The following is a 12,190-nucleotide window of genomic DNA, read 5'->3' on the forward strand; positions in this document are numbered from 1 at the left end:
ATCACGGGATCCCGGCCACGGGCAAGCTGACCAAGCTTTGGCAAAGAAGGTGAACACCGCGGTGCGCGTTTACGATTCCCTGGTCGAGCTCATGGGGAACACCCCGCTCGTCCGGCTGCACAAGGTTTCCGCGGGCGTGCCCGCCCAGGTGCTCGCCAAGGTTGAATACTTCAACCCCGGCGGTTCGGTCAAGGACCGCATCGCGGTGCGCATGATAGAGGCGGCCGAGAAGTCGGGCGCGCTGCGCCCCGGCGGCGTCATCGTGGAGCCGACCTCGGGCAACACGGGGGTGGGCCTGGCCATCGTGGCCCAGCAGAAGGGCTACAGGTGCCTGTTCGTCGTCCCCGACAAGGTGGCGCAGGACAAGATCGCGGTGCTGCGCGCGTACGGCGCCGAGGTGGTCGTGTGCCCGACGGCGGTGGCGCCCGACCACCCCGAGTCGTACTACTCGGTCTCCGACCGCCTGGCCCGCGAGGTGCCGAACGCGTGGAAGCCCGACCAGTACTCCAACCCGAACAACCCCGACTCCCACTACCACTCCACCGGCCCCGAGATCTGGGAACAGACCGGGGGGAGGATCACCCACTTCGTGGCGGGCATCGGCACCGGCGGCACCATCAGCGGCACCGGACGCTACCTGAAGGAGGTCTCCGGCGGGCAGGTCAAGATCATCGGGGCCGACCCCGAGGGCTCCGTCTACTCGGGCGGCACCGGGCGTCCCTACCTCGTCGAGGGCGTGGGCGAGGACATCTGGCCGGCCACGTACGACACCACGATCTGCGACGAGATCATCGCGGTGTCCGACAAGGACTCCTTCACCATGACCCGCAGGCTCGCCCGCGAGGAGGGGCTGCTGGTCGGCGGCTCCTGCGGCATGGCGGTCGTCGCGGCGCTCAAGGTGGCGGCCAGGGCGAAGCCCGAGGACGTCGTCGTCGTGCTGCTGCCCGACGGCGGCCGCGGCTACCTGTCGAAGATCTTCAACGACGACTGGATGGCCGACTACGGCTTCCTGACCACGTCGTCCGAGGAGGGCCTCGTGGGAGACGTGCTGGCGCGCAAGGGCGGCGCCATGCCCGAGTTCGTCCACGCCCACCCGCACGAGTCGGTCGGCACCGCCATCGCGATCATGCGCGAGTACTCCGTGTCGCAGCTCCCCGTCATGAAGGAGGAGCCGCCGGTGATGGCCGCCGAGGTCGTCGGCTCCATCGTCGAGCGCGACCTCCTCGACGCCCTTTACCACGGCAAGCTCTCCTCCGACGACCCGATCGCCGATCACATGTCCGCGCCGCTACCCACGATCGGCGGCGGCGAACCCGTGTCGCGCGCGGTGCAGGCGCTGGAGAAGGCCGACGCGGCGGTGGTGCTGGAGGACGGCAAGCCCGCCGGGCTGATCACCCGGCAGGACCTGCTCGCCTTCCTCGCCAACCACTAGGGGTTCATGATCGACTGGATCACGGTGCCCAGCCCCTCGTGGCCGCGCCCCTCGGCGTCGGCCCGCTCGAACAGCGCCCTGAGCGCGCCGGGCACCGTGGTCTCCAGCCCCGCGTCCGCGAGGGCGTGCACGGCGTGGCCCATGCCCACGGCCTGCATGTGCAGGGAGTTCAGCTCGCCCGGGTGGTGCCCGGCCTCGACCTCCGCGGCCAGGATCCCCGCGAACCCCATCGGCCCGTCGCCGCCGAGCAGCGTGAACAGCTCCTTCGCGTACGGCAGGAACTCCTTCGGCGCGACGCCCGACCTCGACAGCAGCGCCATGGCGTGCATGTAGCTGGTCAGCGACGACCAGAAGACCAGCAGCTGGGCCTGGTAGTACGTCATCGCGAGGCCCTGGTCGGCCCCGACGTACGCGATGTCCCCCAGCGCCTTCAGCGTGGCCGCGTGCCGGTCGAGCACGTCCTTCGGGCCGCTGTAGAAGGCGTACGCGCCCGGCCTGCCGATGCCCGGTGGCGGCACCATGATCCCGGCCGTGACGAGCACGCCGCCGCGGCCCTCCACCCACCGGGCCGCCGCCCGCAGCTCCTCCGGCGTGCCGGAGCTGAGGTTGACCACCACCGTGCCGTCCAGCCTGGCGTCGCCGAGACTGTCGTACATCGCCTGGTAGCCGATCTGGCTCACCACCAGCAGCTCGCCGTCGGCGGCCGAGGCGGCGCGCCTGGCCCCCTTCGCCACCAGCGGCTCCGCCTTGCTCATCGTGCGGTTCCAGACCGCCACCTCGTGCCCGGCGGCGAGGAACGTCTCCGCCATCGTCGAACCCATCGGGCCCAGCCCGACCACTGTCACCTGTGTCATGCGCACACCATCCGGCACCGCGCCACGGAAATCCTTCCGGCCCGCTACGGGTTCATCCGTACGTGGTGCGTTTCGGGGTGCTGGGCCCGCTCGCGGTGTGGGCCGACGGCGGCGAGGCCGTGCGGGTGGGGGAGCCGAAGGCGCGGCTGCTGCTGGCGGCGCTGCTGGCCCGCGGCGGCGGCCCGGTGCCCGCAGACCGGCTCGTGGACGACCTGTGGGGAGCCCGGCCGCTGCGCAACCCGTCGGGCACGCTGCAGGCCCGCGTGTCCGAGCTGCGCCGCGCGCTCGGCGACCCCGGCCTGGTCGTGCGCACGCCCGCCGGGTACCTGCTGGCCGACGCCCGCACCGACGCCCGTGACTTCCTCGACCTGGTGGGCGGGCGGTCCTCCGACCCGCGCGAGCGAGCCGCCAGGCTCGGCACGGCGCTCACGCTGTGGCGCGGCCCCGCGTACGCGGACGTCGCCGACGAGGAGTTCGCCGGGCCCGAGATCACCCGGCTGGAGGAGGCACGGCTGGCCGCGCTGGAGGAGCGGGCCGAGCTGCTGCTGGAGCTCGGCGAGCCGGTCGACCTGACCGGCCTGGCGGGCACGGTCGCGGCGCACCCGCTGCGCGAGCGGCTGCGCGCGCTGCACATGCGGGCGCTGTACCGGGCCGGACGGCAGAGCGAGGCGCTGGCCTCCTACGGCGAGCTGCGCGCCCTGCTGGCCGGGGAGCTGGGGCTCGACCCGTCGCCAGAACTGGCCGCGCTGCACCGGGCGATCCTGCGCCACGAGCCGTCGCTCGCGCCGCCCCTCCCTCTGGGCGCCGCCAGGCCGGACCCGCCCGTGCCGCCTCTCCTCCGGGGCGCCGCCCGGTCGAACCTGCCCGCGCCGCTGACCGGCCTCGTCGGGAGGGACGCCGACCTGGAGGAGGTGCGGGCGCTGCTGGAGGCGTCGCGGCTGGTGACGCTGACCGGGCCGGGAGGCGTCGGCAAGACCAGCCTCGCCCTGGAGGCCGCCCGGGGCGTGGCCGCGGCGGCGGAGCCCTACCCGGACGGGGTGTGGCTGGTCGAGCTGGCCGGGGCGGACGATCCCGCCGGGGCGGTCGCGGCCGTGCTCGGCGTGCGCGACGACGGCGCGGGGCCGCTCGCGCCCAGGCTGGCGCGGGCCCTGGCCGACCGGCGCGCGCTGCTGGTGCTGGACAACTGCGAGCACCTGGTGGAAGCGGTGGCCGCGCTGGTCGCGGCCCTGCTGCGGGCCGCGCCGCCGCTGCGCGTGCTCGTCACCAGCCAGGAGCCGCTGGGCGTGACGGGGGAGCGGGTCAGGCCGGTGCCGCCGCTGTCGCAGGCCGACGCCGTCCGGCTGTTCACCGCCCGCGCCGCCCTCCCGCCCGGGGACCACGCCTCCGGCGACGTGGCGACGGTGTGCAGGCGGCTCGACGGCATCCCGCTCGCGCTGGAACTGGCCGCCACCCGGGTGCGCGCGCTCGGCGTCCGCGGCGTCGCCCAGCGCCTGGACGACCGGTTCCGGCTGCTCAACGCCGGGCCGCGCGACGCGCCCGCCCGCCAGCGCACCCTGCGCGCCGTGATCGACTGGAGCTGGGAGCCGCTGACGGAGGAGGAACGGGTCGTCCTGCGGCGGCTGTCCTTCCACGCCGACGGCTGCACCCTGGAGGCCGCCGAGGAGGTCTGCGCCGAACCCGGCGTGGACGTGCTCGACGTCCTCGCCAGGCTGGTGGACAGGTCGCTGGTGGTGGTCGCGGAAGGCCCCAGGTACCGGCTGCTGGAGTCGGTGGCGGCGTACTGCGCGGAGCGGCTGCGCGAGGCCGGCGAGCACGACCTGGTCAGGGAGCGGCACGCGCGCCACTACACGGCCCTGGCCGAGCGCGCCCGGCTGCGCGGGCCCGCCCGGCGCGAGTGGCTGGCCGCGCTCGACGCCGAGCACGCCAACCTGCGCCTCGCCCTGACGGGGCCGCGGCCGGTGCGCCTGGCCAACGCGCTCGCCTGGTACTGGTTCCTGCGCGGCAGGCTGCGCGAGGCCCGCGCGTCGCTGACCGCCGCCCTCGCGGCGGCCGACGCGGCCGGGGCCGGCGACACGGCCGAGGCGGCCACGGCGTCCGTGTGGCGGGCCGGGTTCGCGCTGCTCATGGGCGAACCACCGCACGCCGCGCCCGTCGAGGTGCGCCGCGCCGCCCTCGACCCGGCGGGACGCGCCCTGGCCGACTGGTTCCTCACGCACGCCCGGTGGGCGTACGGCGACATGCAGGCGCACCACGAGGCCGCGGGGCGGGCGCTGGCGGCGTACGAGGAGCTGGGCGACCGGTGGGGCGCGGCGGCGGCGCTCAGCCTGCGGGCCAAGCTCGCCGTCGGCCACGCCGACGTCGCCGCCATGGAGCGCGACGGCCGCCGGGCCCTGGAGGCGTTCCGCGAGCTGGGCGACGCCTGGGGGCAGATCGAGGCCATGGACGCGCTCGACAGGGCGGCCGAGATCCGCGGCGACCACCGCGAGGCCGCGCGCCTGCGCGAGGAGGGCCTGCGGCTGGCCGAGGAGCTGGGCTTCGAGGTGGCGTTCAAGCTGGGCGGCCTCGGCAGGGTCGCGCTGCTCGCCGGCGACTACGACCGGGCCGACGCCTACCACGAGTGCGCCAGGCGGCTGGCGGTGGCGCAGTCGTACAAGGCGGCCGAGGAGAGCGCGCTCCTCGGCCTGGCGATGAGCGCCCGCAGGCAGGGCCGGTACGAGGAGGCGGAGGAGCACCTGCGGCCGGTGCTCGGCTGGCTGCGCGAGGTCGGCGGGACGCCGGGCATCGCGTTCGCCATGGCGGAGCTGGGCTTCGCGGCCGAGCAGCGCGGCGACGCGGCGACGGCGCTGGCCAGGCACCGGGAGGGACACGCCGCCGCCCTGGCCACCGGCGACCCGAGGGCCGTGGCGCTGTCGCTCGAAGGGCTGGCCGGCGCGCTGTCGCTGGCCGAGGAGCGGGCCGAGGAGGCGGCGCGGCTGCTCGGGAGGGCCGCCGCCGTCAGGGAGTCCGTCGGGACGCCCCTGCCCCAGGCGGAACGGTTCGACGTGGACCGCGTCGCGGCGCGGCTGCGCGCCCTGCTGGGCGACGCCGCGTACGAGCGCGCCCGCGCCTCAGGCGAGCGGGAACCCGGCCGGTGCCTCCCGGGGGCGTCAGCGGAGCGGGAACTCGGCCAGGACCTCCCAGGCGCCCTCGGGCGTGGGCCCGGCGTGGAGGCTGCCGCCCAGAGCCTCCACCCGCTCGGCCATGCCCACGAGGCCGAAGCCGCCGCCCAGCCGCGACACCTTCGGATCTGAGCCCGACCCGTAGTTGCGCACCCGCAGCGCCACCGACCGCTCGTGGCGGCGCAGGCTCGCCTCCACCCAGGCGGTGCGGGCGGCGTGCTTGCGCACGTTCGTCAGCGACTCCTGCAGCACCCGGTGCAGCGTGGTCATGACCTCGTGCGGCAGCGTGCGGTCGTCGATCCCCTGGCCGATCTCGAACGCCACCTGCGGGCCTCCCGACGAGAACCGCTCGGTGAGCAGCCGCAGGTCGGCCAGCGTGGTGCCCGGTCTGCGCTCCGCGTCGTCGTCGGCCCGCAGCACGCTCACCATGCGGCGCATCGACGTGAGCGCCTCGCTCCCGGCGTCCGCGATCGCCTCCAGGGCGGGGGCGACGGCGTCGGGCTTGGTCCGGGCCACCGTACGGGCGGCCTGGGCCTGCACGACGATGCCGGTGATGTAGTGCGCGACCAGGTCGTGCAGCTCCCTGGCCAGTTCCAGCCGTTCGGCCCGTCGTACGGCGTGGACGGCCTCCGTACGGCGTTCCTGCTGGAAGCGCAGGTAGCCGCCGATGCCCGCCGCCATCGACCAGCCCGCGAAGAGCACGAACGAGAACGCGAGCCCCGCGTTCGAGCCGTTGTCGCGCCCCACCGACTCCGCCATGAGGACGACGAGCCCCACGCAGGCCAGCACCGCCGCGCGCCGGACCGGCTCGACGTGCCGCAGCACGCCGATGACCAGGATGAGCAGGGCGCCGGTCTCGGCGATCCCGGGGACGCCGTGGAACTCCACGACGCCGAACAGGACCGACACCGCCGTGGACAGCCCGAGCAGGGCGGCGAACGTCTCGATGCGTTGCCGTCGGCGCAGCACCACGGCGACGGCGCCGGCGGCCCCGGTGATCGGCACCAGCCACTGCAGGGTTCCCATGCCGACGGCCACGGCCACGTCCACCAGCCACATCATGGACAGCCAGCCGAGTACGGCGATCTCGCTCAGCCGCCTGATCCAGTACACGATGCGCTTGGACTCGCTCACGGCCTCTGAGCCTAAGCCGGAAGTCGGACAAACAGCATCAACCGAACGGCCGAGGGGGTCCGGCGCGGACCAGACCTTCAGCGGAGGCGGCGAAGGGGGCCCGGGACCGATGCTTGAGGTGTCGGAAGGGAGACGGACATGATTGTCATCGGGTTCGCGCTGCTGGGAGCGGGGCTGCTGGTCGGAATGCTGCTCGCGCTGGCCGACCCCGTGCTGCTCTCCCGCATCAACGGGGAGCCGACGGAGGACGAGGGCAGCGGCAGGTACATCAACGCGGACGTCGTGCGGCTCGCGCCCCGCGTGACCGGGGACAGGAACGAGCCCAAGGCGGCCTGACCGCCGCCCCCAAGCTGGGAACGCGCGCCAGGACCTGGCGCGCCGGTCCCGGGGCCCGCGCACGGGCATGGCGCGCGGGCTCGCCGCGGGCGCGGTGGGGACGGCGCCCGCGACGCGGGCCCGCGGTCCGGTGGGGACCGGACCGCGGGCTTTCCGTTAACGTGGCCCCTATGAGCAACGGTTTTGAGACCCTGGCGATCCACGCAGGTCAGGAGCCGGACGCGCTGACCGGCGCGGTCGTCCCGCCGATCTACGCCACGTCCACCTACAAGCAGGACGGCGTGGGCGGCCTGCGGTCCGGATACGAGTACAGCCGTTCGGCCAATCCCACCAGGACCGCGCTGGAAGAGGCACTCGCGGCCGTCGAGGGCGGCGCGCGCGGCCTGGCGTTCGCCTCGGGCCTGGCCGCCGAGGACACCCTGCTGCGCACCGTGTGCCGGCCGCAGGACCACGTCATCATCCCGAACGACGCCTACGGCGGCACCTACCGGCTGTTCGCCAAGGTGTTCCAGCGCTGGGACCTGCACTTCGACCCCGTGCCGCTGCACAACCTCGACGCTGTGGCCTCCGCCATGACGCAGAAGACGAAGATCGTCTGGGTCGAGACGCCCACCAACCCGCTGCTCGGCGTCGCCGACATCGCCGCGCTGGCGCAGCTCGCCCACGACAACGGCGCGCTGCTCGTCGTGGACAACACGTTCGCCTCGCCGTACCTGCAGCAGCCGCTCGCGCTCGGCGCGGACGTCGTCGTCCACTCCACCACCAAGTACGTGGGCGGCCACTCCGACGTCGTCGGCGGCGCGCTGATCGCGGCCGACCAGGGGCTCGGCGACGAGCTCGCCTACCACCAGAACGCGATGGGCGGCGTCGCCGGGCCGTTCGACTCCTGGCTGACGCTGCGCGGGCTCAAGACGCTCGCCGTCCGCATGGACCGCCACTGCGACAACGCCGAGCGCGTGGTCGACCTCCTGCTCGCGCACCCGCGCGTCACCCAGGTGCTCTACCCGGGCCTGGCGGAGCACCCGGGCCACGAGGTCGCGGCCAAGCAGATGCGCAGGTTCGGCGGCATGGTGTCGTTCCGCGTGGCCGGAGGCGAGGCGGAGGCCGTCGAGGTGTGCAACCGCACCGCCCTGTTCACGCTGGGCGAGTCGCTGGGCGGCGTCGAGTCGCTGATCGAGCACCCGGGCAGGATGACGCACGCCTCCGCGGCGGGCTCGCCGCTGGAGGTGCCCGCCGACCTGGTGCGGCTGTCGGTGGGCATCGAGACGATCGACGACCTGCTCGCCGACCTGACCCGGGCGCTCGGCTAGCGAGGACGCCCCGGGCCGCTACCTGGGCACGATCATCAGGAAGAGGATCACCAGCCAGATCACCGACAGCAGGCCGCTGATGGCGGCGATCCTCGCGTTCTGCGCCTTCGCGTCGTCGTCCGGCGTCTCGTTCTCGAGCACCCGGACGGCGGCGCGCAGGTCGCGGTCGATGAGGACGATCAGCACGATCGCCACGATGAACAGCGTCATCGACGCCGTCATGTACCACTTGCCGAGCAGGCCGCCGCCGAGCACGACGCCGAGCGCCACCCCGAAGACCAGCACGCCCAGCGAGGCGAAGCCGTAGATGCGGGTCGAGCGCTGGATCAGTTGCAGGGCGGGCACGTTCTTGGCGCGGATGACGCGGGGCGCGGCCATCGTCATGGCGGTCAGGGGGCCCACCGCGAAGATGGCGAAACCGATGTGCAGCCACAGAAGCAGGGACGACATGCCGCTGAGACTAGTCCCCGGCGATCTCGGCCGCTGACTCGACACTCTCCTTCGGCACCGGGGAGGCCGCCGGCGAACGCCGCATGACGAGCTCCATGGCCGCCACCGCGACAGCCATGAGCACGATCAGCACGATCATCGCCACCATGGGTTCCCCTCCTTCCCCGTCCCGGCCGTGAATATCGTCCGTAATGACTAGACGGCTGTGCAACGGAATAAGTTCAGCCCGGGTATGGTTGGGAACCGCCGTTTTCTCTTACCTTTCGGGCACAAGGGGGTGCCGTCCGTGGCCATCAGGCATGTCGAGCCGTACACCGACGAGTGGCTGCAGCAGCCTCAGGGCTACGTCCAGCGTGTCGTCGACCTGCTCGGGGCCGAGGTCACCGACTGGTGGGAGGGGCCGTGCGACCCGCGCGACGCCACCCTCCTGCTGGCCGACGGCAGCGCTCTGGTGTGGGACGAGGAGAGCGGCTGGCGGCTCGGCCGCTACGTCGAGGGCGGGCACGGCGCGCACACCGAGCTGGCCGGGGTGCGCTACCTCGGCCACGGGCTGCTGCCCAGGCCCGAGCGGGTGCCGGGCGCGCTGGGCGACGCCAGGGCCGGGGTGGGCGCGAGCACCGCGTTCCGTCCCTGCTACCGCTCGCACCGCAACTGCCGCGACGGCTTCGACGTCGCCCTCGACTTCTACGCCCGCCTCATCGACGCCTGACCCGCCCCCGCCGATGGGCGCGGGCCGGTCTCAGCGGGCGCGCCGCAGGCGCAGGAAGTCGCTGACGACGTACTCTCCCAGCCGGTCGGGGCTGGGGGAGAAGACCCGGCCGCCGTTCCTGCGGGCCACCTCGTCCACGAACTCCTTGAGCCGGTCGTCGGCCGCCAGCATGAAGACGTTGAGGGTCGCCCGCCGCCGCGTCATCTTGTCGACCTCGGCCAGCGTGAGCTCCAGCGTCTCGCGCGACGGCGGCCACTCGAACGCCGACCGGCCGTTGCGCATGAGGTGGGCCGTCGGCTCGCCGTCGGTCACCACCAGCACCACCGGCTCGAAGTCGGGGTGCCGGTCGAGGTGCCTGCCCGCGATCAGCAGCGCGTGGTGCAGGTTCGTGCCCTGGACCATGTCCCAGTCGAGACCGGCCAGCTCGTCGGGCTGCAGCACCCTGGCGTAGTTGGAGAAGCCGATGATCTGCACGGCGTCCTGCGGGAACTTCGAGGCCACCAGCGCCTGCAGCGCCAGCGCGGTCTGCTTGGCCGCCGCCCACGTGCCGCGCAGCGCCATCGAGTACGACAGGTCCACGAGCAGGCAGACGGCCGCCGCCGTACGCCGCTCGGTCTCGGCCACCTCGAAGTCGTCGACGGACAGCCGCACCGCGGGCCCCTTCCCGGGGCGGGCCGCGAGGTCGAGCCCGCCGCGGCGCACGCCGTTGACCAGGGTGCGGACCACGTCGATGGGCTGCTCGTCGCCGAAGCGCCACGGCCGCGACGAGCCGGTCAGCTCGCCCGCGGCGCCCGCGTCGTGCTGGTCGTGGTCGCCCCTGCGTCCGGCGTCGAGGGACGAGAAGACCCGCCGCAGCGCGGTCTCGCCGAGCCTGCGCACCGCCTTGGGCGTGAGCTCCAGCTTGCCGCGGCGGCGCAGCAGGTAGCCCTGCTCCTCCAGCTCGCGCTCGATGCGCTTGAGCGCCTCCAGGTCGTCCACCGCGGAACGGCCGAGGGCGCGGCGCACGGCGGCCTCGTCGATGTCGTCGAGCCTGGCGCCCGGGTAGTCCTGGCGCAGGGCGGTTTCGAGCTGGGTCAGGTCGGCCAGTTCCTCCAGCGCGGTGACGGCGTCGCCCATGCCGAGGGGCTCCTCGCCGGTCAGCCGCTCGGGCGCGTTCCACGCCAGGTCGGGACGGCGGCTGTGGAGCGCCTCGCCGAGCCGCCGCATCTGGTCGGACAGCCCGGCCTGCTCCAGGGTCTGGTTGATGAGGTCGCTCAGCTCCTCGCGCTGGCTCGGCGTCATCGAGGCCAGCATGCGCTGCGTGGCGGCGGCGCGGCGGGCGAGGATGTCGACCAGTTCGTCGAGGTCGCGCGGCTTCTCGGGGAAAAGATCACCATATTTCCCCATGAAGCGGTTGAAGTCCTCCTGGGTGTGCTCGCCCCGCGCGTCCCTCTCCAGCATGTCGTTCAGGTCGGCCATCATCTGGCGGACCCGCTCCACCGCGGCCGGATCGGGGTTGGCGAGGGCGTCGCGCATCCCCTTGAACTGGCTGTCGAGCACCTCGCGGCGCAGCAGGTCGCGCAGCTCCTCGAACGTCCTGCGGGCCGCCGCCGACCGCCACTCGTACGAGCCGAGCTGCCTGATCGCGCTCGCGGCGTCCTCGGGAACCGAGTCGAGCTCCGCCTCCCGCAGCCGGGCCTCATCGGACGGGTCGGGGAACAGCTCGGCCCGCTCCTGGCCGATCGCCTTGTCCAGCAGCGCCCTGGCCTGCTCCAGCGTGCCGTCGAGGCGCCCCCGCTCGCGCAGCTCCCTGCGCCGGCGCCGTACCTCGCGCAGCATGTCGTCGAGCCCGCGGCGGTCCTGCGCGCCGGGGAGGCCGCGCTTCAGCAGGTCGCGCAGGGCGTGGACCGGCGTCGAGCCGGTCAGGATCGCGTCGCCCATCTCGTCGAGAGCCGCCCGCACGTCGTACGGCGGGGCGAGCGGGTCGGGGCCGTCGTGGTACTCGCCATAGCGGTAGGCCATCACGAACCCACGCTAACCCCATCCGCCCGGCTACGCGTCCCCGAAAACCTCCCAGACCTCGTTGAGAGCGCCGGAGTCGGGCACGTAGTCGATCTTCACGGCCACCGGGTGCCCCACGGTCCTGAGCGCCTTGGTCAGGTGCCTGGCCTGGCACGGCCGGGTGCCGAGGCCCTGGCGGTCGGCGTTGACCGGCTCACCGGCCAGCCAGGCGTCGCCGCAGCGGGCCGTGGCGCGGTGGAAGCCGGTGGCGTACGTGTAGCCCAGCTTCACCGTGGTCCCGCCCGCCGTGAACAGCACCGTCGCGTCGTCCAGCCGCTTGAGCAGGCCACGCGCGACGCGCGAGGCGCCCGGCTCGGCCAGGAACTCGTTGATCCGCACGGCCTCGCCGCCGCGGTACTCCACCCGCAGCGGGACGCCGCCCTGCTCCAGCGCGGCGGTGAGGTCGCCGGGCCCGCAGGACGTGCGGCCCAGGCCCTTGCCGTCGACCGCGACCCTGCCTTCGGTCTCCTTCAGCCCGCAGGCCACGGTGACGCGGCGGTAGGAGGCCGAGCGGTAGCCGAGCCGCAGCTCCTTGGCGCCCGGCACGGCGGACAGCCGGTAGAACGCCGGGCCGCGGCGCTCCCTGACGAGCTTCGGCTCGCGCGGCGTGATGCGCAGCGCACCCGCGCCGTCGGCCCACGCGTACCCGTACGCCACCCGGGTGGCCGCGGGGCCGGAGGCCGCCTGGGCGGGCACGGTGACGCAGCTCAGCGCGAGTGCGGCGGCGGCGCAGATGAGCGTTCGCATGGGCGGTCTCCCCGTCGAGG

10 protein-coding genes and 1 pseudogene are annotated in these 12,190 nt (G+C 74.0%); 5 read left to right on the plus strand and 6 right to left on the minus strand.

What is annotated here, in order from left to right:
- The first annotated feature begins 61 nt into the window (after window positions 1-61).
- Window positions 62-1,432 carry a cystathionine beta-synthase gene (locus BMX74_RS02055; RefSeq protein ID WP_091097822.1) on the plus strand — a complete coding sequence of 457 codons (1,371 nt, stop codon included), beginning with the start codon at window positions 62-64 and terminating at the stop codon, window positions 1,430-1,432.
- Here BMX74_RS02055 and BMX74_RS02060 read toward each other — a convergent pair.
- A complete protein-coding gene (locus tag BMX74_RS02060; RefSeq protein WP_063792304.1) occupies window positions 1,429-2,286 on the minus strand; it encodes an NAD(P)-dependent oxidoreductase in 858 nt (285 codons plus the stop codon). The two genes, BMX74_RS02055 and BMX74_RS02060, sit on opposite strands and share 4 nt — an antisense overlap.
- A 62-nt stretch (window positions 2,287-2,348) precedes the next feature.
- Between BMX74_RS02060 and BMX74_RS46250 the strand changes: the two genes are divergently transcribed.
- Entirely contained in the window at window positions 2,349-5,576 is a 3,228-nt protein-coding gene (locus BMX74_RS46250) for an ATP-binding protein (protein WP_337959832.1), read from the plus strand.
- Here the strand turns inward: BMX74_RS46250 and BMX74_RS44835 are convergent.
- Window positions 5,499-6,506, minus strand: a pseudogene (locus BMX74_RS44835) (sensor histidine kinase); the annotation flags it as partial. The gene BMX74_RS46250 and the pseudogene BMX74_RS44835 overlap by 78 nt on opposite strands.
- 210 nt (window positions 6,507-6,716) lie before the next feature.
- Between BMX74_RS44835 and BMX74_RS02075 the strand changes: the two are divergent.
- Both BMX74_RS02075 and BMX74_RS02080 read left to right on the plus strand, forming a co-directional pair.
- A complete protein-coding gene (locus BMX74_RS02075) occupies window positions 6,717-6,914 on the plus strand; it encodes a hypothetical protein (protein ID WP_055508181.1) in 198 nt (65 codons plus the stop codon).
- Window positions 6,915-7,084: 170 nt separating this feature from the next.
- Window positions 7,085-8,224 (plus strand): cystathionine gamma-synthase, encoded by a 1,140-nt coding sequence (locus BMX74_RS02080; protein WP_055508183.1) that lies wholly within the window; start codon window positions 7,085-7,087, stop codon window positions 8,222-8,224.
- An 18-nt stretch (window positions 8,225-8,242) separates the two neighbouring features.
- Here the strand turns inward: BMX74_RS02080 and BMX74_RS02085 are convergent, their stop codons facing one another.
- Together BMX74_RS02085 and BMX74_RS43725 are read right to left on the minus strand one after the other, a co-directional pair.
- Window positions 8,243-8,674, minus strand: a complete 432-nt coding sequence (locus BMX74_RS02085; protein ID WP_055508185.1) for a hypothetical protein — start codon at window positions 8,672-8,674, stop codon at window positions 8,243-8,245.
- 10 nt (window positions 8,675-8,684) lie between these two features.
- Window positions 8,685-8,822 (minus strand): hypothetical protein, encoded by a 138-nt coding sequence (locus BMX74_RS43725; protein WP_176573554.1) that lies wholly within the window; start codon window positions 8,820-8,822, stop codon window positions 8,685-8,687.
- Window positions 8,823-8,960: 138 nt separating this feature from the next.
- On the opposite strand from BMX74_RS43725, the gene BMX74_RS02090 reads away from it, so the two are divergent.
- Window positions 8,961-9,383, plus strand: a complete 423-nt coding sequence (locus BMX74_RS02090) for a DUF6292 family protein (protein ID WP_256256736.1) — start codon at window positions 8,961-8,963, stop codon at window positions 9,381-9,383.
- Window positions 9,384-9,413: 30 nt separating this feature from the next.
- Here the strand turns inward: BMX74_RS02090 and BMX74_RS02095 are convergent, their stop codons facing one another.
- Window positions 9,414-11,384 (minus strand): vWA domain-containing protein, encoded by a 1,971-nt coding sequence (locus BMX74_RS02095; RefSeq protein ID WP_055508189.1) that lies wholly within the window; start codon window positions 11,382-11,384, stop codon window positions 9,414-9,416.
- Window positions 11,385-11,414: 30 nt separating this feature from the next.
- On the minus strand, window positions 11,415-12,170 hold the full coding sequence (locus tag BMX74_RS02100; RefSeq protein ID WP_091097826.1) for a hypothetical protein: 756 nt from the start codon (window positions 12,168-12,170) through the stop codon (window positions 11,415-11,417).
- Window positions 12,171-12,190: the final 20 nt, after the last annotated feature.

This window comes from Nonomuraea pusilla (genome assembly GCF_900109355.1).
GTDB lineage: Bacteria > Actinomycetota > Actinomycetes > Streptosporangiales > Streptosporangiaceae > Nonomuraea > Nonomuraea pusilla.

Excerpts from the sequence above, each read along its gene's own strand:
- BMX74_RS02080 (WP_055508183.1), top strand. The coding sequence starts at position 7,085 with ATGAGCAACGGTTTTGAGACCCTGGCGATCCACGCAGGTCAGGAGCCG.
- BMX74_RS02095 (WP_055508189.1), bottom strand. The coding sequence starts at position 11,384 with ATGGCCTACCGCTATGGCGAGTACCACGACGGCCCCGACCCGCTCGCC.
- BMX74_RS43725 (WP_176573554.1), bottom strand. The coding sequence starts at position 8,822 with ATGGTGGCGATGATCGTGCTGATCGTGCTCATGGCTGTCGCGGTGGCG.
- BMX74_RS02060 (WP_063792304.1), bottom strand. The coding sequence starts at position 2,286 with ATGACACAGGTGACAGTGGTCGGGCTGGGCCCGATGGGTTCGACGATG.
- BMX74_RS02085 (WP_055508185.1), bottom strand. The coding sequence starts at position 8,674 with ATGTCGTCCCTGCTTCTGTGGCTGCACATCGGTTTCGCCATCTTCGCG.
- BMX74_RS02075 (WP_055508181.1), top strand. The coding sequence starts at position 6,717 with ATGATTGTCATCGGGTTCGCGCTGCTGGGAGCGGGGCTGCTGGTCGGA.
- BMX74_RS02100 (WP_091097826.1), bottom strand. The coding sequence starts at position 12,170 with ATGCGAACGCTCATCTGCGCCGCCGCCGCACTCGCGCTGAGCTGCGTC.